Source organism: Shewanella phaeophyticola, from assembly GCF_025398315.1.
GTDB lineage: Bacteria > Pseudomonadota > Gammaproteobacteria > Enterobacterales > Shewanellaceae > Shewanella > Shewanella phaeophyticola.
The window spans coordinates 162,146-187,691 of the sequence record NZ_JAODOQ010000001.1 but is presented as its reverse complement, the minus strand read 5'-3'; the positions used below and the strand labels follow the sequence as shown (position 1 = coordinate 187,691).

Below are 25,546 nucleotides of genomic sequence, written 5' to 3'. Positions count from 1 at the left end.
AAAAACCGAGACTTATGTTGATATTTTAACCCCTTTAAAGGTAAAGAGTGTGCCTAACCGCACAAAAAATGCTTAATTAATCATCAGATTTAGGCTGAGCTAATGGTAAGTGTATTTTAGTCTTGAACCATCATCCGACCATCATGTTCTGATAACAGAGAAAAGATCGCTGCAGCGAATATGGTCATCACACCAACGCTAAAAAAAGTCAGCTGAAACGCACTCAACACAGTGTCTTGTGTAGCGCTACCAACCTCGGCACTAAAGCCGCCGAGCAACGCGCCAGCACATGCAACCCCTAGGCTTAACGATAACTGGGCAACCACTGATAGCAAACTATTGCCACTACTGGCATTTTCATCATCTAAATCAATCAGTGTTACCGCATTCATCGCAGTGAATTGCAAAGAGTTAATTGCACCTAAAATGGCAAGTAAAGCCAGTAACAACCAATAAGGAGTTTGCTCGCTCACAAGGCCAATACTGGCCAACATAATCCCCAATGCGAGTGTATTTGCGGTAAGCACCAATCGATAACCCAAACGTTCAATAATGGGTCGCGCTAACGACTTAGCCAAAATGGCTGCGGCGGCCAAAGGTAACATGCTCATCCCAGCTTGAGACGGTGAGTAACCCAAAGCCACTTGCAATAATAACGGCACTAAAAAAGGCAATGCTCCGCTACCAAGCCTTGCAAAGAGATTGCCAAATAACCCTATCGCAAATGTTCTGGTGTTGAATAAAGAAGGTGAAAATAAGGGATTGGCAACACGTCCAGCTCGCAGCCAATAAGCAATCAAACATGCCATGCCAGCAAATAGCAGCAACATTACTCGTAAATGAGGTAAGTGCAGCTCACCCAACCCTTCCATGGCAATGGTGATGAGCAGCATCGCAGCGCCAAATAACACAAAACCTAGACTGTCAAAACGCGATTTTTGTTTACCACGTAAGTCGGGGATAAACTTAAAGGCGGCATAACATCCTACGAGTCCAACTGGCAGGTTAATTAAAAATATCCAATGCCAGGTTAAGTATTGCACCATCCAACCGCCCATAGTTGAAGTACAATCAATGAGTCGAGTAAACCAGGGATCGTAATAAAACCCATTATCCGCACAAGCTCAGATCGCGGATAAGCTCGCAAAACCACTAAGCGCCCTACCGGCAACATTAATGCGCCGCCGAGCCCTTGCACCACACGCGCACCAATCAACATATCAAGTGAGTTTGATAAAGCACACAACAAAGAGCCAAAACTAAACAATACAATCGCGCTTAAAAAAATCTTTTTGGTGCCAAAGCGATCGGCTATCCAGCCTGATGCAGGGATCAACAATGCCACCGTAAGCATGTAAGCAATAATGACCCCTTGCATGCGCAGTGGGTCTTCATGTAAATCGTTGGCCATTGCGGGCAAGGCGGTATTGAGAATAGTGCCATCCAACGACTGCATAAAAAACGCAATCGCCACTACCCAAGGTAATCCTCGGGCAGTCTTGTTATCAAGAATTTGGCTTTTGATCATCATCCCTCTTTACCACATGAGCGTGGCGATCCCAAGCAGTGCAAAAATCAGCGCACAACCTCGGTGAATAAGTGCCATAGGTAACTTGTTCGCACTAAAGTGCCCTGCTAACACCACAGGTACATTGGCAATGAGCATGCCTAACGTAGTGCCAATAACAACCCAGGTCAGCGATTGATACTTTGCCGCGAGCACCACTGTGGCGATTTGCGTTTTATCGCCTATTTCAGCAATAAAGAACAAAATAAACGTCGCACCAAAAGCCCCGAGTTTATAAAAACGATGATCATCATCGTCGATTTTATCTGGAATTAACACCCATAATGCAATGGCAAAAAAGCTCGCGGCAATAATATAACGTGACCATTGAGGATCGAGCCAGCCTATAGCCCATTGCCCCAAATACGCAGCAATAAAATGATTCATTAATGTAGCAAGTAAAATGGCACTAATAATGGCGGATTTATTGCTAAAACGGATAGCTAATACTAATGCGAGTAATTGTGTTTTATCGCCGATTTCGGCAATTGCAACAGAAAAGGTTGAAGTGAGTAATGCGTCCAATATGACAATCCTAGGGGTAAATGACAACTAAGCACAAGCCGCCGCATACCCCTTGATGCAGTGATTGTGCTTAGGTCTCGCTGGGTAAACATCACCGATTTACAGCGTGTTACTGTCTGCACCATGGCATGAGGCCAAATATGTTGATACAGACACCTTGCATGCTACGTTGCGCAATACAAGATTAGCTACTCCCCTAAAACTAGGCGCATTATAACGGCTTAGGAATTTTATTCAATCACCTGTTTATACATTATAAATCTGGCTTAAAATCCATAGCGAACCAACAGCAATGCTGTAATGTTACACTATTGCAAAAAATGGCGTGTAAAACAGATTGGCTTAATGTTACGTAATTGTTTATAAACAGCGCTAATAGCCTTTAACTGCCGAAGATCCTTGCCTGCCCTGTTATCCTTCTGATAATGTCCGACACAAATAAAATAATAATTACACTGGACATTGGCTGTGAATTTGAAAACGTTAGGTTCTATTTCGATTGTCGCGGGAACCGCTATTGGCGGCGGTATGCTCGCCTTACCTTTAGCCACTGCGGCGTTAGGTATGATCCCCGCATTAATCTTATTAGTGGTCATTTGGGCTATCTCTGCCTACACCTCTCTTCTTATGCTAGAAATTAACCTGCGCAGCGGTGTGGGCGATAATGTCCATGCCATCACAGGCAAAACATTAGGTAAAGCTGGCCAGGTGATTCAAGGTGGCTCCTTTTTGAGCTTATTATTTGCCTTAACCATGGTCTATTTAATGGGTGGTTCATCGTTGCTTGAAACCCGCCTGCAACCAATAGGCATTAACATGAGCAACCAAGTAGCGGTGATTTTATTTACCGTATTTTTTGGTGGCTTGATTGCTATCGGCGTTAAATGGATTGATAAAATATCGCGTATTTTGTTTAGTGCCATGGTGCTGTTATTAGTTGTGGTCGTCAGCTTTTTACTACCCGATGTGAGCTTAATGACAGCATTAAATAACTACTCTACAACCGTGGCATCTGGTGATGCACTGCAACAACTTTGGTTAGCTGCTATCCCTGTGGTATTTACCTCTTTTGGTTTTCACGTGTGTATTGCAACTATTGTGCGCTACCTTGATGGTGATGCTGTGGCATTAAGAAAAGTACTCTTAATCGGCTCAACCATTCCTTTAGTTTGTTACATTTTATGGTTACTGGTGACTCTAGGTTCATTAGGCGGTGAAGCGGTACATAGTTTTGGTGGTTCATTGCCTAAATTGGTGGCTGCATTACAAGGACTGGTCCAATCAAGCATTATTAGCCAGGCCATTGATCTTTTCGCTAACCTTGCATTAATTACCTCATTTTTAGGGGTAACCATGAGCTTATTTGATTACGTCGCAGAGTTAACTCGCGCCAAAGATAATGTTGCCGGACGGGCTAAAACCTGGTTAATCACTTTTGTACCACCTCTGCTGTGCGCGCTTTATTATCCTGATGGCTTTTTCCAGGTATTGGGGTTTGCCGCCATTCCACTAGTAGTGATGATCATCTTTTTACCGATCGCAATGGCATTAAAACAACGCGCCCAGTTTTTAGGGGGTTATCAAGTCTCTGGTGGTAAATTTGCGCTAGCCATTGCCGGATTATCAGGAGCCCTTATTGTGTTTGCTCAACTGATGGTCGCACTGGGCTAATTCAGGCCTGTTAATCATTTGTAAGCGAGTTTTTCAGGCGCTACCATGAAGTGACAACTTTTGTTAAAGTCAGGCCTAGCCTGACTTTTTTGTTTGTGGGCAACTAATAAAACCTAAATGGACTAATCAAAATGAAAAAATGGTTATTAACCATCGCCATCGCCGCCAGTTTTGGTGCTTCGGCTGATGAAGGGATGTGGCAACCACATCAATTACCTGCAATGGCTGATGAGCTAAAAGCAAAAGGGTTAGAGATAAGCGCAGACTCTATTTCAAAATTAACAGAATTCCCAATGAATGCCGTGATCAGCCTAGGCGGTTGTACAGCATCATTTGTATCACCTAAAGGGTTGGTGGTTACCAACCATCACTGTGCTTATGGATCGATTCAGTACAACTCCACACCAGAGAAAAACCTACTTAAAGACGGCTTTTTAGCCAAAACATATGCAGAAGAATTACCAGCCACACCAGGCTCACGTATTTTTGTTACCGAAGACGTCACCAACGTGACAGACAAAGTGACTGCTGGCCAAATGGATAAAGTCGGCAATGACTTTTACAAAGGCATTGAGCTACAAGAAAAAGCTTTAGTCGCTGAGTGTGAAAAAGAAGATGGCTACCGCTGCCAGGTGTATAGTTTTCACGGCGGTTTAGAATACTACCTAGTAAAACAACTTGAAATTCGCGATGTGCGTTTAGCCTATAACCCAGCGGCCAGCGTGGGTAAATACGGCGGCGATATCGACAACTGGATGTGGCCTCGTCATACCGGTGATTTCTCGTTTTACCGTGCTTATGTATCAAAAGATGGTAAGCCAGCCGACTTTAGTAAAGACAACGTTCCTTATGAGCCCAAAAGCTTTTTAAAAGTATCAGCCAAAGGCGTGAGTGATGGCGATTTTGTGATGGTGGCAGGCTACCCTGGCCGCACTAACCGTTATCGCACCGCAGATGAAGTGAACAATCAGTTTAATTGGTCTTATCCTCATGCAAAAGAACTGCAAGAGACAATGATTGATATCATTAAAGACACCGCACCTGAAGGCAGCGACGAGCGTATCAAGTACGAAAGTTTAATTGCTGGCTTAGCTAACTATGCTAAAAACTTCACTTCGATGATTGAGTTTTATGGTAAATCAACCATGTTAACCGATCGCAAAAAAGTGGAAAGTGATCTTGCAAGCTGGATTAGCCAAGATAACCAACGCCAGCAAAAGTACGGCGAAACCTTAGCAAACCTTGAGAAATTAGTGGCTAAAAGCCAACTAAACCAAGAGCGTGACATATTACTAGGTTATATTGGCTACACCACCATGGTCACCACTGCACGTAAATTATACCGCTTAGCAAACGAGAAAAACTTAGCCGATATGGCGCGCGAGCCTGGTTACCAAGACCGCGACATGACTAACTTTACTTCAAGCATGGAGCGAATCGATCGCCGCTATGCTGCCAGTGTTGATAAAGCGTTATTAGCAGATTTACTGACTCGCTATGCTGCATTACCTGCACAGCAGCGCATTGCATCATTAGATAAGGCATTTGGTATTACCGATACGTTTGACGCTAAAGCCTTAGCGAAAACACTTGACAAAATGTACGCCAAAACCAAGCTAGACGATAAAGACACGCGTTTAGCCTGGATGAATAAATCAGTTGCCGACTTTAAAGCGTCTAACGATCCCTTTATTCAATTTGCAGTACAAACCTATGATGCAGACATGGCACTCGAAAAAGCCGAAAAGCAGTTAAGCGGTGACTTAATGAAAGTGCGTCCACAATATATGGATGCCATCATTGCCTATAACCGTGAGCTAGGTAAGCCAGTTTACGCTGATGCAAATTCAAGCTTACGAGTGACTGTGGGTAACGTGAAAGGTTACTCGCCACAAGATGGATTACAGGCGGTACCCTTTACTCGCCTAGAGGGCTTATTAGCTAAAGATACTGGAGCAGATCCATTTGATGCACCAGCTAAACAACTTGAACTGATTAAGCAAAAGCAATATGGCGATTACTACGTTAAGGCAATTGATTCTGTGCCAGTTAACTTTTTGTCGACCCTCGATACCACAGGCGGTAACTCGGGCTCACCCACCTTAAATGGTCGTGCTGAACTTGTTGGTTTATTGTTTGATGGCGTATACGAGAGCATTATTGGCGATTGGGGTTACGATGCTCAAAGCAATCGTTCTATTCAAGTTGATAGCCGCTACATGTTATGGGTGATGAAGTATTTAGATAATGCTGACAACCTATTAGCTGAAATGGATATCGCCAAATAGTCCTTGTATTAACTCAGTTTCTTTAACTAAGTTGCTGTAAAATCAATAACTCTGCGGCCGATACTGGCCGCATTGTTTTTTCTGGCAAATCATCTAAACACACCGCCATGAGCTTTGTTCTCAGTAAATCAATCACCTTAAAACCCAACGCCTGACACATGCGCCTTATTTGACGATTTAACCCTTGAGTGAGCACAATTTCAAAGGTTGTTGAGTTAACTAACGTTATGGCGCATGGCCTTGTTTGTACCTCGGCATAACTCACTCCTTGTGCCATATCATTTAAAAACTCAGCCGTGAGCGGTTTATCCACCTGTACTACATAAGTTTTACTGTGATGAAAATCTGGATGCATTAACCTTTGAGTAAGCTCGCCATCATTGGTTAACAGTAATAAACCACGCGAGTTTTTATCTAAACGCCCTGCGGGATACAGCCTTGGGCTTGCGGGAAGTAAATGAAGTAAACTGTTGGGGTCGTTAATCAATAAACGGCAATCAATACCGACGGGCTTATGGTACAGCCAATATTGCTTTTGTTGTGGAGCTGACACAGATTGGCCATTAACACAAATATTAAGCAACGTTGAGCTATCGACGCGGTCGCTATGGTTAGCCCGCTGCTGGTTTATGGTAACGGTTCCGCTCTCAATTAACCGCGAAGCCTGGCGACGTGACGCAACACCACATAAGGCCAAATAATGACTAATGCGAACCAAAGACATAGCCTAGAGTTACCTTTAAATTAAAAACTAATAGTTTTCGAGCCACTTATAAACCACTTTTTGCTGAGCTTTAATGGCTTTCATCATGTGAAAACTCAAACAAACACACCATAAAATATTGGCTTGAGTTAACGACCACATCGCTAAAGGCACACCACAATACTGCGGCATGTAAGCCGAGCACTCAGGAAAGTCGAGTAAATTCCAATCTAACAGTAACAATAACAAGCCACCACTGAACAACGCCATAATAGTAAACGCCAACATGCGCTTATTCATGGTACTGCCGGGTTTAAAGTAATCTAAAACACATACACAATGCAGTACAATGGAACTAAACAAATACAACGTAGACACTTTGCGGTGGATATCTAAAAAGTTAATCGGAAACACGCCCATCAAAATAATGCTCGCCCCCACAATCCCCCCCATCATAGCCAAGTAGCGACTGAGTCCATCTTGATAGGTATGAAATACTGCAACCATAGCCAGCAACAAGCAAGCGCCAGCGGCTAACAACGACAAATTAAACACCACCGCCAGCGGCGAGTTCATATAATCACCCAACGTGTCAGGACGGGTCATCAGCATATCAACGCTGATCTCGCCAGCATCAGCCAGTAATGCACTGCCGACCCCAAATGAGGAAATCACTGCTGCGGCTAAAGACATCAACACAATCACTAGGTGCAAGTCGTAATTTCGAGTTCTAGATATCACTTGATACTGATCATGCTTATATTAAAAAGGAGGCAAATACTAACCCGTTAGCGGCTAAATTTAAAGCAAATAACAACATGCCCAACCGTTTGGGGTTGGGCATGCTTGTATCAATTATAAATGAAGCTTGCTACTGATTAAGTTCGCTTTCGCAAAATCACAATTGCCACGGCAGTAACGGCTAACACCATACAATACCATGCGTTTGAGATTGCAGTTAATGGGCTAATGGTAAATACCGATGCTATCAGCAATGCTTGAGCTCCGTGGGGAATTAACCCTTGAATAATACAAGAGAAAATATCCAGAATACTGGCAGCACGTTTAGGTGTTACGCCGTGTTTTTCAGCGAGTTCTTTGGCAATATCACCAGTAACAACAATTGATACCGTATTGTTTGCCACACAGGTATTGGTTGCCGCAACAATGGTCGCCATACCTAATTCTGCCGCGCGGCTTGACGCTTCACCACTGGCTTTTGAAAAACGACGAATCAGTTTCTCAATGATTTGACTGACAAAGGTCAATCCACCTTGTTGCTGCATTAGCGCGGCTAAACCACCCACTAACATCGACAGAATAAAAATTTCCTGCATGTTAGTAAAACCAGTGTAAATATCATTACCCATTTGGATAACGGTATATTCTGAAGTAAACACCCCTGTGGCGCCGGCAAGTACAATGCCTAAAGACAACACCACAAATACGTTAAGTCCTGCAACTGCAAGCACTAAAATCGTTAAATATGGAACCACTTTCAGCAAATCAATATCTTGAGCAACAATGTCTGCCTGGCCTTGGCCTGCGAGGGCAAACAACACCAAGGTGATGATTGATGCTGGAATAGAAAAGACTAAATTTTCACGAAACTTGTCTTTCATTTCACAGCCTTGCGTACGAGTTGCCGCGATAGTGGTATCTGAAATAATCGATAAGTTATCGCCAAATAATGCACCCGACATCACTGCGCCCGCCATTAATGCGTAATCAATTTGAGCTTGATCAGCAACACCTAGCGCGACAGGTGCAACCGCAGCAATGGCATTCCCATTGAGGTACCCATTGACGTGGCAATGAATGCTGCTATTACAAAAAAGCCTGGCAGCAATAAATTAGACGGAATAAACGATAAACCTAAGGCGACGGTCGCATCGACACCCCCCGTTGCTTTAGCCACTGCAGCAAAAGCACCCGCGAGCAAATAGATTAAACACATTGCAATGATATTGCTGTGGCCAATGCCTTCAATAAACGTTTCAATTGCTTGGTTAATTTTCTGCTTAGATAACAATATGGCCAATACAATGGCCGGCAAAATGGCGATTACGCTCGGTAATTGATAAAACGCATAATCGATACCTTGGCTTTGAAAGTATAAGCCAGCGCCAATAAATAAACCTAAAAATACAAATAAGGGTAATAACGCCACAAACGAAGCAGGAGTTTTAACAGCTGTCGTGGATGATTGAATTGGTGTGGTCAAAGTAATCTCTCTTTATCTTAACGATTTGGGGTTGTCGGATGAGAAAAGCGAGTACGACACAATCTCGGTCATCGGTATTATCTAGTGGCTCTGGGGCACAAACTAAATATTGCAGTCACATCTTAACAAGTTGCGCCAAGAATAAGAGAACTTTTTGCTTATGTCAATCTAGACGTCTAGACTTCTTTGCTGCCAAAGCATTATTTATCATTAAGCAGGTAAACTTCTACAAAATTTAATCAGACTCTCCCATTAATTTCACTCAAACTTGATTTAAATTAACACTAACCTAATGCCGATTTGTTAACGTTACAAAAGTTCATCGACATCCATAAGGTGAAACTATGTTACATAAGCCAGACAGAATGACGGCAATGAAACAACTCATCTCTCAAGTAAAAGCCAGCTTCCCACTTGATCAGCCTGATATCTTTCGCTGTGAGCCAAATAATACTTGTGTCGGTTGCCCTAAAAAGTTACTCGATTTAGTCGACGCTGAAATCAATTATTGGGAAGCCGCCATGGCTCAAGGGATTACTCCTACACTCGGTGATATCAGTCGCTTTGCCAAAATGTGCACAAACGTTAACCGTGGTTTAAAACGCAATAATGTTCCCACTCAACATTAGCGGGCATTAAAAAGCCCACTTAAACGTGGGCTATTCAGCATAATGGCTTTATGACTTACTCGTCAGCATCGCCTAACGACAATAACGTTGCATTACCACCAATTGCGGTAATGTTATTAGTGCGGGTCTTTTCTGTCACAAAACGCGTTAAGTAGTGTGAACCACCGGCTTTAGGACCAGTACCAGATAATCCCTGGCCGCCAAATGGTTGCACGCCAACCACTGCACCAATTTGGTTACGGTTAATGTACACGTTACCCACATTCACTTTATCGGCTAACGATAATGCATGACCTTCATTACGGCTGTGGATCCCCAATGTTAAGCCAAAACCTGTGCTGTTGATTTCATCAATCACTTTAGCAAGATCGGCAGCCTTGTACCGAATCACATGTAAAATAGGACCAAAGTGTTCTTTCTCTAGTAATTTAATTGAATCAATTTCAACAGCGGTCGGCGCCACAAAGTGACCGTTTTCAGTGCCCTCTGGCAGCTCAAGCTTATTAAGTAACTTACCCACTTGGCTGATGTGATCAATATGCGCATTTAAATTCGCTTTTGCAGTGGCATCGATCACTGGACCCACATCGGTTTTCACTGAGCTTGGGTCGCCAATGGTTAATTGCTCCATGGCGCCTTTCATCACCTCAATGACGCGATCGGCAATGTCTTCTTGTAAAAACAACACACGTAACGCCGAACAACGTTGACCTGCACTGGTAAATGATGACGAAACGACATCGTTAACCACTTGCTCTGGTTGAGAAGTAGAGTCAACCACCATGGCATTTTGGCCACCGGTTTCAGCAATCAATGGAATAATGGCACCATCACGATTTGCCAAAGTACGGTTAATTAGTTTAGCCGTGCCCGTTGAACCAGTAAAACATACACCACCAATACGTTCATCAGCTGAAATCGCCGACCCCACCACAGCACCCGTACCGGGTAAAAACTGTAATACGTCAGTCGGAATACCCGCCTGGTGAGCTAATTGCACTGCACGGAAACCGACTAAACACGTTTGCTCTGCAGGTTTAGCAATCACCGTGTTACCTGCGGCTAGTGCTGCTGATACCTGACCTAAGAAAATCGCTAATGGGAAGTTCCAAGGGCTAATACACACAAAAATACCGCGACCTTGTAAAAACAGTTCGTTTAACTCACCTGTTGAGCCAGGAAGTAACTCAGGCTTAGCCATCATCTTTTTAGCTTGCACTGCATAGTAACGGCAAAAATCGACGGCTTCGCGCACTTCATCAATACCGTCTTGAATGCTCTTACCAGCTTCGCGGGTACACAATGCAATCAATTCTTCACGGTTTTCTTCTAATAAGTCAGCTAATTTTTGCAGTGCGTTCGCACGAGTGCCAACGGGAGTTCGTGTCCAACTGGTAAATGCGGCATCAGCACCTGCTATGGCTTGCTCAATCGCGTTTGCGTCGGCAAATGCAACTGTGCCTACCGTTAATTCAGTATTAAATGGGCTCACAACGGTTTGCACTTCACCCGGTAAGATTTTGCCATTAACTAATGAGCCAGCAGTCCATTGAGTGTTGCTAAAGGTATCGATTGCAGCAAAAAATGGCTCTGATTCAGAAATAATGTTCATGTTTAATCCTTTAGAGTTTTTACGTTCTGCACCGAAAATATCAGCTGGTTGAACAATTTTATGATTTGCTAAGCTCTTGTAACCTAATAGCGTGACCAAAGGGTGTACCACTAAGCTGTCTATTGGGGTATTTGGATCAACGAGCTTATGCACAAACGACGTATTGGCACCATTTTCAAGTAAACGGCGCACCAAGTAGGGCAATAAGTCTTTGTGGGCACCAATTGGCGCATATATGCGGACCGCTTTGGCACCGCTTTCAGCCAGCATGGTGTCGTATAGCTCTTGGCCCATTCCATGTAAGCGTTGAAACTCGTACAAACGATCGCCAGCCATCAAATCAATACTGGCAACAGTTTGGGCATTGTGAGTCGCAAATTGAGGATAAATAGCACCGCGGGTGGTGTCAGACAATAAATAACGCGCGCAAGCTAAGTACGACACATCGGTACCCGCTTTACGAGTAAACAGTGGGTAGCCTGCTTCACCCGCTTGCTGCGCCCATTTAAGCTCACTGTCCCAATACGCCCCTTTAACTAAACGCAGTGGAATTTCATCACCTTGTTCTTTCGCCAAACGCGTTAGCCAACATAGTGTGGGTAAACAACGCTTTGAATAAGCCTGCACAACAATGCCTAATAAGCCCCAACCTTTAGCGGCTTCAGACTGATACAACTGTTTAAATAGAGTGAGTGATAACTCAAGGCGATCCACTTCTTCAGCATCGATAGAAATACCAATGTTCAGTTCACGCGCCTGGACAATGAGCTTAATAACAGTGTCGTATAATTCGGTTAATACACGGTCTTCGTTTGCCACTTCATAACGAGGGTGCAAAGCCGAAAGCTTGATTGAAATCGTCGGTCTTGGCGAGTCTGACTCATCGTATTGCAGCGCGCCTAATTCACGGATCGCATTGCTATAATCAATAAAATATTTTTGCGCATCTAATGTGGTTAATGCCGCTTCGCCGAGCATGTCATAACTGTGGGTATAGCCTAACTTACGTTTTGCTTCGCTGTTTTTAAGCCCTTCTTTGACATCGCGGCCTAATACAAATTGCTTGCCCATGATTTTCATTGCGGCAAGCATGGCTTGGCGGATCATCGGCTCGCCCACGCGATTAACAAGACGCTTCAATAGGTTGCTTGGCGTGCCATCCATATTACGGTCTAATTTAACGATACGACCGGTTAACATTAAGCCCCAAGTAGACGCGTTAACTAACACAGAACCACTTTTGTTTAAATGTTCATCCCACTTCGCACCTGACAATTTATCTTCAATTAATGCATCCGCCGTTTCCGCATCTGGAATGCGCAATAAGGCTTCTGCTAAACACATTAAGATAATGCCTTCTTGTGTTTCTAAGCTGTATTGCTGCAAGAAGGCATCAATACCCACCATTAAGCCTTTTTTCTCAAACTGACGCACTTTGCTCACAAGCTCATGGGCACGATGAGTGACTTGTTTAATGTCTTGTTCTGACGATGGCACAAGCTTAATTAACTCAGACAAGTATTGCTCTTCATCAACAATGTAGTTGTTCGTCACTGCACGAAACAGTTCCTCTAGAGTGGCATTGTCATAACGACCGCCCAGTACTTCACTCGCTTTGAACATAGTATTCGCTTCCATCTAGGTCAGGTTAAGGATGGTTATGGTGGTGATTTATGGACACTGTATTCACGAATATTTTATTTTGTATACAATGTACGATCTGATTTTCGGCGATTATACATTCAAAATGTGAACTTGCACACATTAGTTGAATAGTTGTGATTGAATGTTTAATTAATTAGATTAGAACTCGCAAAAAAACTTTGTCAAAATCAGTTTTTTACACTCAAAAATAATCGTAAACCTTTAATTTATATAAAATTAATAACCAACCACTAAAATGTTAATCCATGAGTAAAATTCATTATAAAAAAACATAAAAAAAGGCCAACGTTTAAATCGTTGACCATTTATTAGCTGTAGTTTAGCAGAGAATCGCGATTAGCTTACATCCAACGATTTTTCTTTCGACGCTGCGGGCGAGGTAAATAAACTAAAATAATACCGATTAACGCGCCTAAGCCACCAATCAATCCACCTTGTTGCCACAACTCATAACGTTGATCATCAACCACTTGAGAAATTTTAGATTGCGCTTCATCACGTTCCGTCGTGGCTTGTGCTAACGCTGTTGTCAGCTCGGCAATTTTATCATTGGCCAGCTTTAAGTATTCTTCATTGTTGTCGGTACTGAGAGACACTTTATTGAGCTGCTCATTGGTTTCTCGCAGTTGCGCTTCCATCTCAGGAAAACGTACACGGAAACTGGGTTTGTCGGTCACTAAACTGCTTAACACCCAACCTTCACGACCTTTATGGTCGATAATTTGAGTATAGTCACCTTGGGTATTATCCAATAAAGTGATTGGCTGCCCAGCTTCTACACTACCAAGAATACGGTAATCAGTTCCTACCACCATGGATATAGGTGAATACATCATCAGAGATATAATTAGATTCGGCTTGCACAGTAAACACTAAACTGGGTACAAGCACTAAAACGAAGATTGAAAGCAGTCTTAACACGGGTAATTATCCAAACGTTGTAAACTTGTTGTCATGCTATTTATTAAATGCCCTGAATGCAAGAAGGAAGTCATATGACTTCCTTCTTAAATGCATTTAACCATTCATATTTTTACGAATGTGTGCGACTCGATAGTTAAATTAACTAAACATTGCTTTAATAATGTAAAAGAACACTATCGATAATGCCGCACCTGCAGGTAAGGTAACGACCCAAGACACAACAATATTACGCACTACACCAATGTTAATCGCCGCAATGCCACGAGCCATTCCAACACCTAATACTGCACCAACTAGGGTTTGAGTTGTCGAAATAGGTAAACCAGTACCAGAAGCTAATACCACGGTAGATGCGGCAGCAAGTTCGGCAGCAAAACCACGGCTAGGAGTTAGATGAGTGATATTTTTACCAATGGTTTGCATTACACGCTGACCAAAAATAGCCAAACCTAACACAATACCCGTAGCACCTAATGGTAAAATCCACCAAGATAACACGGCTTTAGCACCGATAACGCCACCGCTTTCTACAATAGAGACCACTGCAGCTAACGCGTCAATCGCATTGGCGACGTCGTTTGAGCCATGTGCAAACGCCATACAGCAGGCCGTTACAACCATTAATACGGCAAATACTTTCTCAACATTACCAAATTGGGTTTTAACGTCTGCTTTGTCACTCATTTTTAAACGACTAATCGCAACTTTGCCCACAATACCGACAGCAACAGCAACAGCAGTCGCTAACATGTATGCTTCAACGGTCGAAAAGTGTAAACCAACGTGCTTTAAGCCTTTGGTGATTGTCACTAATGACATCACAAAACCCGCTAACGCCATATAAAAAGGCACATAACGTTTCGCATTGGTTAACGGATCTTCAGTATCAAAAATCAGCTTTTGTACACTTTGGAAAATGATATAAGCAATAAAGCCTGAAATCGCAGGTGTTACCACCCATGAGCCCACAATACCACCTACTGCGCCCCATGACACAGAGTCAATATTGACACCCACGGCAGCAAAACCAACAATCGCACCAATAATGGAGTGCGTAGTTGATACCGGCCAGCCTAGCGCCGATGCGACCACTAACCAAATACCAGCAGCTAATAGCGATGCAATCATACCGTACACCAATAACTCAGGTGCTTCGATAAAATAGCTCGCGTCGATAATCCCTTTACGAATAGTGCTAGTCACTTCTCCGCCGGCTAAAAATGCGCCAGAGAATTCGAAAATCATTGCAATAATGATGGCTTGCTTAATAGTAATGGCATTAGAACCTACAGAGGTTCCCATGGCATTGGCTACGTCATTTGCGCCAATACCCCATGCCATCAAAAAACCAAATGCCGCCGCAATCATAATAAGCATTGGGCCGTTGGTGACTAATACATCAACCATGTTGTTTCCTTGATAACCTTGTGATTAATTACGAGCTAGCATTAGCTCTAGGCGGGAGCCCACACGCTCAGCAAGATCTGCTAAGCCTCCAACCCATTCGATAATTTTATACATGAACATCACATCGATCGGATTCAATCCACCTTCTAATGCGTATAATTGGCGACGCACTTGAATTTGTAGATCATCAGAATCTTCTTCGATGATATCGAGTTCATTGATCATTTTGGCAACCAACTCAACTTCACGACCACGGAAACCGGTTTCGAGTAAATCGTCGAGCTCGTTAATCGCTTGCTTAGCTAAGGACACTGCATCTAAACAACGCTTTAGATAGGCAGCGAAAGCAGCTTGTACAGGCTGAGGAAGGACTAATTGACGGCCAATAATGCGGCCAGAGATATCTTTTGCTTTGTTGGCAATTTTGTCTTGCTGAGTTAATAACTCAAGTAAGTCAGTACGCTCAACTGGCATAAATAATCCACCAGGTAATGTTAGGCGAATTTCACGCTTGAGTGAATCAGCGTCTTTTTCCAACAAACTAATTTGTTTGCGGATCTTTACCGCTTCATCCCAGTCACCTGAAATGGTCGCGTCAAAGAATGGAACAAGAAGTGATGCACACTCATGTACTTTGTCGATATGCTGTTCTAAAGGCTTAAGAGGTGATTTTGCAAACACACCTAAAATAGAGTTTACTGGCATTGCCGTTTACCTATTTAATGAATTCCAGTTTGGAAAAAGCGGGCGCATGTTAACCCAAGCGTCCGCATAATGAAACTGTGTTTTTTAATTTTATATCACACAGACTCTCAGTTATCGTTGCTCATTATATATGATGCGAGCAAAGCTATCCTAAGATATTTTTATGACAGCAATGTGACATTATGAACATATTGTGACGCATTAATGAACATTTAATTACAGTCAGGACAAAAAGTAAATGGACGCAGAAATAGAGTTGAAGCTCTCCATTCAACAGCAAGATTATGATTTATTGAAAAAAACATTGAATGAGCTCCCTCACTCGTGCCCTCAAGGACAAAAGAAATTAACCAACGGATATTTTGATACCGCTGATTTACAACTGCGCCGTTGGGATATGGGTTTGCGTGTAAGAGGCTTTGATGAGCAGCTCGAACAGACCATAAAAACAGCTGGTAGTGTTGTTGGGGGTATCCATACTCGACCAGAATATAATATTAGCATTAATCAAAAAATGCCGGACCTGTCACTTTTTCCGTCTAAAATTTGGCCTGATGGGCAAAACATTAATGTGATCACAGAATCTCTTGAATGTATTTTTGAAACCAATTTTCAACGACAAACTTGGCACATTGAACATCAAGGAGCTGTTGTAGAAATCGCCTTGGATATCGGTGAGATTATTGCAGCTGATCTCACCGAACCGATTTGCGAACTTGAGTTTGAATTACTCTCAGGCCAAGCAGCCGCTTTACTTCCTTTAGCTATTTCAGTGGCTAGAGCTGTTCCGGTGCGTCTCGGTAAAGCCAGTAAAGCACAGCGAGGTTATCAATTGGCCGGAAAATCTCCTAAAGTTGCAACATCACCTCTGGACAGCTTGCCAGCGGTAGATGATATCCAAAGCCAGAAGGCATTAACCCAAACGCTTGCCAATGCTTTAGAACGTTGGCAACTGGTTGAGCAGCGCTTGAGCGTGGCTTCGCTTGTGCAACAAACACCACTATGGGCGCAACTCATTGAGTGTATAGAATTAATTGAAAACTTGTTAACACAACTTAATCCCAAAAACAGCCAACTTAATGCACTTGTTAATCCGGTTTTAATCGCGGTAAAGACTGCGGCGACGGCGACATCAAACTCCTCATTAGCAACGTTATGGCGTCAACCACAATATGGGCAATTACAATTAGTGCTAGTAGCTATGCTACTGAATTAAAGCCTGGCTGTTCTTTACAGGTTAGTTTTGAGAGACAAAAAAACAGGAAGGCAAGCCTTCCTGTTTTTATTGGGTTGTATCAATGTCTATTTTCAAGCTGAATTCGGGGTAAGGTATAACTTATGCTATTTAAAATCAGCATGTTACCCCTCCTCACTTTCAAGCTTGTCATTTGTTGTGCTAACAAGGCGAATTGACACGTAAATAGCTAATCTATTGTCAGTCGATTCAACGCAGCCAGCATGACAAATGACTGTTTATAAAGCATTTACTGAAGTTATTTAGCTAACGCTTGTTTTACCCGTTGTCCGTAATCTGCATCGGCTTTAGTAAAGTGATCGACCATCGTTTGTTGTACCGCTAGCGTTGCCTGGCTTAAGGTACTGGCGATAGTGTCAACTAAACGCACTTTCTCTTCTTCACTGAATATACGGTATAAGTTACCCGCTTGAGTAAAGTCGTCTTGGTTATAACGGCTATAACGAGCAGCCTCACCTTCTAAACGTAATGGTGGCTCTGTAAAATCAACATTTTCAGTTAATGGTGCCTGAGTATTAGTAGCCGTAATTGACACTCGCGTCACCACCGGTTTGGCTACCTTGGTATGGACATGCCGTTCCTGCCATAGCACCCGCACGTTGATGGTGATTAGCTTTGGCGGCATGTGGACAGTTAACCGGTAGCTGATTGTAGTTGGTACCAATACGATACCGCTGTGCATCTGCATAGGAAAACAACCTTGCTTGCAACATTTTGTCTGGTGATGCACCCACTCCTGGCACTAAGTTACTTGGCGCTAATGCCACTTGCTCTACTTCAGCAAAATAGTTTTGCGGTAAACGGTTTAGCTCAAGTACACCCACTTCAATAAGTGGATAATCACTGTGCGGCCACACTTTAGTTAAATCAAACGGGTTGATGGCATAGGTATTTGCATCAGCCTCAGGCATAATTTGTACGTTAACTGTCCAACGCGGGAAGTTTGCATCCTTAATCGCCACCATCATGTCACGCTGTGACGAATCAGGATCAATCCCTTTTAAGATATCCGCTTGCTCGCCTGTTAAGTTCGCTACACCTTGCTGCGACTTAAAGTGAAACTTAACCCAAAAACGCTCACCTTTTGCATTCCAAAACGAGAAAGTGTGTGAACCATAGCCGTGCATTTGGCGATAGTTGGCCGGAATGCCACGGTCAGACATCAAAATAGTCACTTGATGCATGGCTTCTGGATTTAGCGCCCAAAAGTCCCACATGGCTTGTGGATCTTTTAAATTAGTTTGTGGATGACGTTTTTGAGTGTGGATAAAATCTGGAAACTTAATACCATCACGAATAAAAAACGTTGGCGTATTATTACCTACAATATCGTGATTACCACGTGCAGTATAAAAACGTAATCCAAATCCGCGTGGGTCACGTTCAGCATCAGCAGACCCCATTTCGCCGCCCACTGTCGAGAAACGCACAAATGTTTCTGTTTGTTTACCCACACCATTAAAATGGTCAGCAATAGTATATTCGCTTAAGTCTTTGGTTAAGGTAAATGTGCCATAAACACCGGTCCCTTTTGCATGCACGACACGCTCAGGAATACGTTCGCGGTTAAAGTGAGCAAGTTTTTCAATTAAGTGCCAATCTTGTAAAAGAACGGCTCACGCTCACCGGCTGATAATGAATTTTGATCATCTGCAATTGGTGCACCGTTTTGACTTGTTAAATAGTTATTTTGATTCATATATTTCTCCTACGTGCGGTCTGTAACCCACTGCTCAATGATGTCGTAAACTGTTGCCATGATGATTTTCCTTACTCAACTCATCAATCGATGGAGTAATAATAAATGCACATTACAATTAATTAAAACGATTAAAACAGATAAGGGTTAACGCTTAAGTAGATTAAGATATATGATTTGCATTGAAAAAATAGATGAGATAATAGGTGGGTAAATTGTCGGAAATAAAAGCCAACATCTACACATTGGCTTTTATAGAGTAACAGATAAATAGACTATTTATTCTCAAGTGCGGGGGCTCTGTATAACTTAACTAGATAATAAAGATCGATCAGTACAATGAAAAAATTCACCAGTGCCACCGGGATAGCGTCAATGGCTAAACCATAGGCCACAAATAAGCCCGCACCAATCAAGTTCCACCAGCGTAGTTTTTTAATGTCTGACATCATCAACGAAATTGCGACAACAACAGAAGCCAAATATCCAACCCACTCCCAGATATTAATACTGTCCATGGATTCTCCTTAAAATAATAGATTTGTCACAATACCGGCCTGCTGTTATCTGTCTATGACAGCCAAGCGATAAATACGTGACAACAAATTAAGCAAAAAACCTTATAAGCGGTATAAAGATATAAGGTGAGCATTTTGCTTTATCGTGTATTCCCCAAAAATACACCGCGCTGCATTTATGATCCCCAGACCAATAAATGTAGCTTAGCGTTCAACTACTGCTGCTGTCATACGTGAAATACAGCATAATTCGCCTGCACTATTGCGGATTAATATTTCCCATACAGAGCTGCGTTTACCAAGGTGTACTGGCTTAGCGACTGCCGTTAGCTCACCATTACGAGAGGCTTTTAAATGGTTGGCGTTAATTTCTTGGCCAACACAATAGTAGCGAGTAAAATCAACGACAAAATTAGCCGCATAACTGGCAACCGTTTCTGCTAACGCGACATTCGCGCCACCATGTACAATCCCCAATGGATTATGTACCGAGGGGTTAGCAGGCATAGTTGCGACCATATAATCATCGCCAATCTCGGTAATTTTAATGCCTAGAGTTTGCATTAATGTGCCTTTTCCCTGCATCCCTGCATCTAAACGTGCACAATCTTCTAAGGTGAAATCTTTAAACCAAATACTCATGACCGCTTTCCATTTTTGTTATTAACAATCCTACCTAGGGTCTGTTGATCTTTGCTGGTTAAATTTTGTTCGAGTTAAAAACGTGTTAATCGAGGCGAATGGATTGATGCCTAGCAATCTAAGCAACTCTTTATTTGCAAAGAATCATTCAACAAAGAGTAAAACGTTTTTAGCCGAACCCTTCGGGCAGCGTTTGTTGGCCATTTTTACTGCGTTATCGACTTTTTATGTAGAATAACTACAACTCAAAGTCTCTGCCTTGTAGAAATGGCCAACAATTCGCTGCAAAAATAACCTTGAAAGATCAACAGACCCTAGTGTACTGTTATAATTAACATTTTTAAAGATAAACAAAAAAGGAGCCGAAGCTCCTTGAGTAATCAATATTGCCATCTGTTTTAACTGACTAATTCGCAGTGGCTTTGGTAAGTCTGGTACCAACGTAATAGTTCAACACGGTTACGCGATTCAGTTTTTCTAAAAATAGAAGAGATATGCGCCTTAACCGTATGCTCACTAATGCATAAACGCTGAGCGATTTCTTTGTTACGTGCCCCACTCGATACTAACTGAATAATGGTACGTTCGCGGTTTGTTAGCCGTTGCATAATGGCTTCAGTTTCTTCCGTTACATCAACATTGGTGTCAAGTTGTTGTACTAAACGCCTAAATATTTTGCTAATCAGTGGTCTGTCATACCACAGCTCATCTGAGACCATTTTACGTAAACCCGTTAACATTAAGTCCATACGCTGGTCACTATACAATAAGCCGCGCACGCCAAGCAGTAAGGCAGACTCCTGATCGAGCGAGCCACGTTCAACTTGGTAAAGTGCCACTGGAACATGGTTAACTAAGCGTGACGCCAGCAAAGGGATGCCTTTTGCATCAAGCGCTGCACCCTTTTGTGAAATGAGATAAAAGTTATTCGAATTTTTATCAAGTTCAAGCTCAGCAGCATGCTTAACAATTCGGGTTTTTAAGCCGATTGATTCAGCTAAAATAGCTAAATGGCATGGTGCGGCGATTTGATGTAAAAACACCAATTCATCGATATTAGAACTCATCACTCTTCTCCCTGAAAAGCTTATTTTTGCTCTTTAACACTTGAGCACATCCTGAGCAACATTCTATACGTAAAGCTCATACCTTGACTAGCCTTAAGTCTTAGACGCGCCGCCTGCTTGTTGTTTATTTTGCTTTGTATTTAATACTTTAGAGTAATAACACTAAGCAGTGCCTTAATCAGTCGAATTAACGCTAGGCCGCTAATTCGCTCAATAAGTTGATGTAATCAGGTGCGGTTCAATTAACAAACACCGTTCTCATAAAGCAATAATAGTAAATTTTTGCTAGTGCATAGGGTTATTATGTCAACCAAAAGTATGAATAAGTCATAAGACTGACAAGCAGCGCTCTTTTATAGACATTCACTCAGCGCATCAACTGAGCAGCAACAACCTTGAAACTCAACCCCTAATGTTTAGAATTAACCATTATTTGTGTAATCTGTTTATTGTGAAGCGGTGTCAGCAATAACAATGCAACTATGCCGCCAATTAACGCTAAAAACATATCAGACTGTGTGTCCCATACGTAACCTTGAGTTCCTAAAAATGCTTCGGCATTCTCACCTGTCGCCGCAGCAACCCACCATTCAATAAGTTCATAAAAAGCAGAAAATGCCAACACAAAACACACCGCTAAAAATTGGCACCAAGCTCCTATTTGCATCACCTGCTTACGAATAAAAACTTCTCGCGCCAAAATGACTGGAATAAACCCCTGAGCAAAGTGACCTACTTTGTCGTAATTATTACGTTCGCTGCCCATCACTTGGGCTAACCAATCAAATAAAGGCACTTCAGCATAGGTAAAACGGGCACCGACGAATAACACGCAGCAGTGAACCAAAATAAGTCCATAAGCCAATGATGTCAGCGGGAAGCTTTTACGACTAAAAAATAAAATGGGTAACGCGATTAACGCCGGGATAGCCTCGAGCCACCAGGTAAAGATGTCTTTAGGATTACTGACAGACCATAGCAATACCATCAGGTAAATAGCCATCCATATTACGCGCATTTTCATCCTAAATTCCTCATCTACGATATTGTTCTTAATTTAAAATATTACTTTAGCCATCTAGCCCTCCACAAGCTCTAAAAAAAGTGCTACTTTGGCATTGCGTCGGAAGTCCGCATTTATATCATAACTATCAGTATATGCATTAACACTAATCGTGTATGCATTAAGCATAAGCACCATTGAATGATAAGAGGGTACCCATATCATGGCGAAACACTCGCTTGACAAGGATAAAATTAAAATCCTGCTGTTGGAGGGCGTACACCAAACTGCGGTTGATGTACTAGAACGTGCAGGTTACACCAATATTGAATATCACAAAGCCTCGTTAGGCGAAGAGGCACTACTTGCTTCGATTAAAGATGCTCACTTTGTTGGGTTACGTTCCCGTACTCAGCTGACTGCAGAAGTATTACACCACGCTGAAAAACTCGTCGCGATTGGTTGTTTTTGTATCGGCACTAATCAAGTTGATTTATCAACCGCTGAAAAGTTGGGTATCCCAGTTTTCAACGCACCGTTTTCTAACACGCGTAGTGTTGCAGAATTAGTGATTGGCGAAATCATTATGTTGATGCGCGGCATTCCACAACGTAATGCTATTTCGCACCGTGGCGGCTGGTTAAAAAGCGCCAGTGGCAGTGTTGAAGTTCGTGGTAAAACCTTAGGTGTGATTGGTTATGGCCATATTGGCACTCAGCTAGGTATTTTGGCTGAAACCTTAGGCATGAGAGTGATTTTCTTTGATATCGAAGACAAGTTACCACTGGGTAATGCTTCGCAAATTCATTCAATGGACGATTTACTCGCTCAAGCAGATGTTGTAAGTCTTCACGTACCTGAAACGCCACAAACTAAAGATATGTTTGCTAAAGCTGAATTTGCCAAAATGCGCCAGGGCAGTTTCTTTATTAATGCTTCACGCGGAACCGTCGTTGATATTGAAGACCTCGCAAGTGCATTAAACTCAGAACATTTAGCCGGTGCAGCTATTGACGTATTCCCGGTTGAACCTAAATCAAATGACGATGAATTTATCACGCCATTACGGGGTTTAGACAATGTGCTGCTTACGCCACACATTGGTGGTAGTACTGCAGAAGCTCAGGAAAACATTGGTATTGAAGTAGCTGGTAAGTTAGTTAAATACTCAGATAACGGTTCAACCTTGTCTGCGGTTAACTTCCCTGAAGTGTCTCTTGCACAGCACCGTGGCACCTCACGCTTATTACACATTCACCAAAATCGTCCTGGTGTGTTGATTAAAATCAACCAAGCGTTTTCTGAAAAAGGCATTAACATTGCCGCTCAGTACTTACAAACCACTGCTGAAATCGGTTACGTGGTAATGGAAGTCGACTCAGATCAAGCAGAAGAAGCGTTAGTTGAACTTAAGTCAATTGAAGGCACCATTCGTGCTCGAGTATTGTTTTAAACTAACAACAAATTAACTGGGGTTAATTAAGTTGTTCAAAAAGCTATCTTGTGCGCAAGGTAGCTTTTTTATTGCCTTTAAACCTCAACCCTCTATTGAGTATTGTGTTAATCCGTTACACTTCAAACCATATCGTCTTATTCTTTCGTTAAGGATCGTTATGACCATTTCAGCAAACCAACCAGATTGGGACTTCATCAGCACATCTCCAGCATTAATGTTATCGAGCTTATCTCATATGGGGTTAATCGAAGTAACCGGTGAACAAGGTCGCAGCTTTATCCATGGCCAAGTCACCACCGATATTATCTCATTAACGGCAGACCAATGGAAATGGGGCGCTCACTGCGATCCTAAAGGAAAAATGCTAGCCAGCTTCCGTACATTTGCCATTGCAGACAGCTTGTTTATGCTTATGCCAACATCAACCCTTGAGCTTGATTTACCGCAACTAAAAAAATACGCGGTATTTAGCAAAGCAGAGCTCAGCGATGTCAGTAGCCAATATCAAATTATTGGCGTAGCGGGCAATGAGGCGCAAGCATTTATCACCCAACAATTTGGTGATGTATCAGCAGCGTTAACCTTGGTTGATGGTGGTGCGGTATTGCGCGATGGTGAGCGTTTTATTGTCATCATTGCTCATGATAAAGCCGCGGCATTAATCAGTGCCTCACAACAAACACTGGTTGACGCTAAGGCATGGCAAGCATTAGAAATCAAAGCGGGCTACCCTAATATTGACGCAAGCCACTCAGGCCAATACGTTGCACAAATGTGTAACCTACAAGCCATTGATGGGATCAGCTTCAATAAAGGCTGTTATATGGTCAGGAAACCATTGCCAGAATGAAATACCGTGGAGGTAACAAACGTGCACTGTATATTTTGTCTGGCACTACCAACACAGCCATTAACACCGAAACCCAATTAGAAATCGCCTTAGAAGATGGTTTCCGTCGTGGCGGTAATATTATTGAGTGCGTACAACAAGGTGAAAATGTTTTGCTGACCGCTGTATTAGCTAACGATACCGAAAACACTGCAAAGCTGCGGATTGCAGACGATGAATGCTCACAATTAAGCATTATTGAGCTGCCATATTCATTAGTCGATGCTTAATTAAATCAGCATGTTAATCTATTAAAGCGAGCCTTAGGTTCGCTTTTTTATTTTTGAACATTTGCGCTTTATATGACGTATATTGTTGTTATTATGATGACATTAAGCGGTTTTATATGACTGCATTAATGGAGCGGTAACCACATTCGTTATGGAGCGACTATGACCAGCATTGTCACCTTAGACAGCATCAACAAAGGATTTCGAGATGGTGAGTCATTCCATTGTGTACTGCAGCAAGTCAGCCTCACACTGCACCAAGGGCAAACCATTGCGTTAACGGGTCCTAGTGGCAGCGGCAAAAGCACCTTACTGAACATTATTGGCGGCTTTGAAACTATCGACAGTGGCGACATGTTAATCCGCCAAGGTGACACGCTGCATTCGGTGACTCAGTGGCAAGACAAACACTGGAGCCAATATCGCCGCCAATCACTTGGAGTGATATTTCAGCAGTTTAACTTACTGACGCCCCTTAATGTCCGCGACAATATTCAATTTTCATTGGCTCTCAATCAATTGAGCTGGAGCCCCTGGTGTGACGAATTATGCCACCAACTCGGACTGACACCACTACTTGATCGCAGTGTTGAAAATCTTTCTGGCGGACAGCAACAGCGAGTTGCCATTGCACGCGCCTTAGCACACAAGCCGCAATTAATTTTGGCCGACGAACCCACAGGTAACCTTGACCAGCACGCCGGGCTGCAAGTGATGCAATTGCTCACCGACTTAGCTAAACAAGCCAATTGTTGTATTTTGATGGTGACTCACAGCGAAGAGTGTGCACAGTTTATGCAACATCGCTGGCACGTTGAAAACCAACAAATTGTCGTCAACCCTGCCGATAGCCAGCTGCAAGGGTAA

General features: G+C 42.7%; 19 protein-coding genes and 3 pseudogenes. 7 read left to right on the top strand and 15 right to left on the bottom strand.

The features are described 5' to 3' along the window. Positions 1–116 precede the first annotated feature (116 nt). Genes N4T56_RS00885 through N4T56_RS00875 form a run of 3 tightly spaced genes read right to left on the bottom strand, consistent with a single transcriptional unit; the run spans position 117 to position 2,092 of the window. Positions 117–1,046 (bottom strand): MFS transporter, encoded by a 930-nt coding sequence (locus N4T56_RS00885; protein WP_261731904.1) that lies wholly within the window; start codon positions 1,044–1,046, stop codon positions 117–119. After that, the gene (locus N4T56_RS00880) at positions 1,031–1,531 is read right to left on the bottom strand and encodes an MFS transporter (protein WP_261731903.1); all 501 of its coding nucleotides are present in this window, start codon (positions 1,529–1,531) and stop codon (positions 1,031–1,033) included. Before N4T56_RS00880 ends, N4T56_RS00885 begins: the two co-directional genes overlap by 16 nt. Before the next feature lie 6 nt (positions 1,532–1,537). Beyond that, complete coding sequence (locus tag N4T56_RS00875) at positions 1,538–2,092, bottom strand: TMEM165/GDT1 family protein (protein ID WP_261731902.1); 555 nt, start codon at positions 2,090–2,092, stop codon at positions 1,538–1,540. Positions 2,093–2,560: 468 nt separating this feature from the next. On the opposite strand from N4T56_RS00875, the gene N4T56_RS00870 reads away from it, so the two are divergent. Beyond that, complete coding sequence (locus N4T56_RS00870; protein WP_261731901.1) at positions 2,561–3,763, top strand: aromatic amino acid transport family protein; 1,203 nt, start codon at positions 2,561–2,563, stop codon at positions 3,761–3,763. 131 nt (positions 3,764–3,894) lie between these two features. Further along, the gene (locus N4T56_RS00865; protein WP_261731900.1) at positions 3,895–6,051 is read left to right on the top strand and encodes a S46 family peptidase; all 2,157 of its coding nucleotides are present in this window, start codon (positions 3,895–3,897) and stop codon (positions 6,049–6,051) included. A gap of 22 nt (positions 6,052–6,073) precedes the next feature. On the opposite strand, the gene N4T56_RS00860 is transcribed toward N4T56_RS00865, so the two are convergent. The 3 genes and pseudogenes from N4T56_RS00860 to N4T56_RS00850 form a co-directional block, all read right to left on the bottom strand. Continuing rightward, a complete protein-coding gene (locus tag N4T56_RS00860) occupies positions 6,074–6,775 on the bottom strand; it encodes a 23S rRNA pseudouridine(2604) synthase RluF (RefSeq protein WP_261731899.1) in 702 nt (233 codons plus the stop codon). 27 nt (positions 6,776–6,802) lie between these two features. Next, positions 6,803–7,495, bottom strand: coding sequence for a DUF998 domain-containing protein (locus tag N4T56_RS00855; RefSeq protein ID WP_261731898.1), 693 nt, complete (start codon positions 7,493–7,495; stop codon positions 6,803–6,805). A gap of 137 nt (positions 7,496–7,632) precedes the next feature. Next, positions 7,633–8,966: pseudogene (locus N4T56_RS00850) on the bottom strand (Na+/H+ antiporter NhaC family protein). 356 nt (positions 8,967–9,322) lie between these two features. Between N4T56_RS00850 and N4T56_RS00845 the strand changes: the two are divergent. Next, the gene (locus tag N4T56_RS00845; RefSeq protein ID WP_261731897.1) at positions 9,323–9,607 is read left to right on the top strand and encodes a hypothetical protein; all 285 of its coding nucleotides are present in this window, start codon (positions 9,323–9,325) and stop codon (positions 9,605–9,607) included. 55 nt (positions 9,608–9,662) lie between these two features. Here N4T56_RS00845 and putA read toward each other — a convergent pair whose 3' ends face one another. The 4 genes from putA to N4T56_RS00825 form a co-directional block, all read right to left on the bottom strand. Further along, the gene (gene putA, locus N4T56_RS00840) at positions 9,663–12,857 is read right to left on the bottom strand and encodes a bifunctional proline dehydrogenase/L-glutamate gamma-semialdehyde dehydrogenase PutA (protein WP_261731896.1); all 3,195 of its coding nucleotides are present in this window, start codon (positions 12,855–12,857) and stop codon (positions 9,663–9,665) included. Between the two features lie 368 nt (positions 12,858–13,225). Next, a complete protein-coding gene (locus N4T56_RS00835; RefSeq protein WP_315902993.1) occupies positions 13,226–13,720 on the bottom strand; it encodes a TIGR04211 family SH3 domain-containing protein in 495 nt (164 codons plus the stop codon). 226 nt (positions 13,721–13,946) lie between these two features. Continuing rightward, positions 13,947–15,215 (bottom strand): inorganic phosphate transporter, encoded by a 1,269-nt coding sequence (locus N4T56_RS00830; protein WP_261731895.1) that lies wholly within the window; start codon positions 15,213–15,215, stop codon positions 13,947–13,949. A 24-nt stretch (positions 15,216–15,239) separates the two neighbouring features. Next, positions 15,240–15,920, bottom strand: a complete 681-nt coding sequence (locus N4T56_RS00825; protein ID WP_261731894.1) for a TIGR00153 family protein — start codon at positions 15,918–15,920, stop codon at positions 15,240–15,242. 238 nt (positions 15,921–16,158) lie between these two features. Between N4T56_RS00825 and N4T56_RS00820 the strand changes: the two genes are divergently transcribed. After that, positions 16,159–17,136 carry a CYTH domain-containing protein gene (locus N4T56_RS00820; protein ID WP_261731893.1) on the top strand — a complete coding sequence of 326 codons (978 nt, stop codon included), beginning with the start codon at positions 16,159–16,161 and terminating at the stop codon, positions 17,134–17,136. 277 nt (positions 17,137–17,413) lie between these two features. Here the strand turns inward: N4T56_RS00820 and katB are convergent. The 5 genes and pseudogenes from katB to N4T56_RS00795 all read right to left on the bottom strand — a co-directional run bounded on the left by katB (position 17,414) and on the right by N4T56_RS00795 (position 22,125). Then, positions 17,414–18,874 (bottom strand): annotated as a pseudogene (katB, locus tag N4T56_RS00815) (catalase KatB). A 275-nt stretch (positions 18,875–19,149) separates the two neighbouring features. Next, a complete protein-coding gene (locus N4T56_RS00810; RefSeq protein ID WP_261731892.1) occupies positions 19,150–19,392 on the bottom strand; it encodes a hypothetical protein in 243 nt (80 codons plus the stop codon). A gap of 204 nt (positions 19,393–19,596) precedes the next feature. Next, on the bottom strand, positions 19,597–20,034 hold the full coding sequence (locus tag N4T56_RS00805; protein WP_261731891.1) for a PaaI family thioesterase: 438 nt from the start codon (positions 20,032–20,034) through the stop codon (positions 19,597–19,599). Positions 20,035–20,432: 398 nt separating this feature from the next. After that, a complete protein-coding gene (locus tag N4T56_RS00800) occupies positions 20,433–21,101 on the bottom strand; it encodes a helix-turn-helix transcriptional regulator (protein ID WP_261731890.1) in 669 nt (222 codons plus the stop codon). A 409-nt stretch (positions 21,102–21,510) separates the two neighbouring features. Next, positions 21,511–22,125, bottom strand: a complete 615-nt coding sequence (locus tag N4T56_RS00795) for a DUF2238 domain-containing protein (RefSeq protein WP_261731889.1) — start codon at positions 22,123–22,125, stop codon at positions 21,511–21,513. A 202-nt stretch (positions 22,126–22,327) separates the two neighbouring features. Between N4T56_RS00795 and serA the strand changes: the two genes are divergently transcribed. The 3 genes and pseudogenes from serA (at position 22,328) to N4T56_RS00780 (ending at position 25,546) form a co-directional block, all read left to right on the top strand. Next, positions 22,328–23,557 carry a phosphoglycerate dehydrogenase gene (serA, locus tag N4T56_RS00790; protein WP_261731888.1) on the top strand — a complete coding sequence of 410 codons (1,230 nt, stop codon included), beginning with the start codon at positions 22,328–22,330 and terminating at the stop codon, positions 23,555–23,557. A gap of 160 nt (positions 23,558–23,717) precedes the next feature. Then, positions 23,718–24,679, top strand: a pseudogene (ygfZ, locus tag N4T56_RS00785) (tRNA-modifying protein YgfZ). 162 nt (positions 24,680–24,841) lie between these two features. After that, positions 24,842–25,546, top strand: a complete 705-nt coding sequence (locus N4T56_RS00780) for an ABC transporter ATP-binding protein (protein ID WP_188918718.1) — start codon at positions 24,842–24,844, stop codon at positions 25,544–25,546.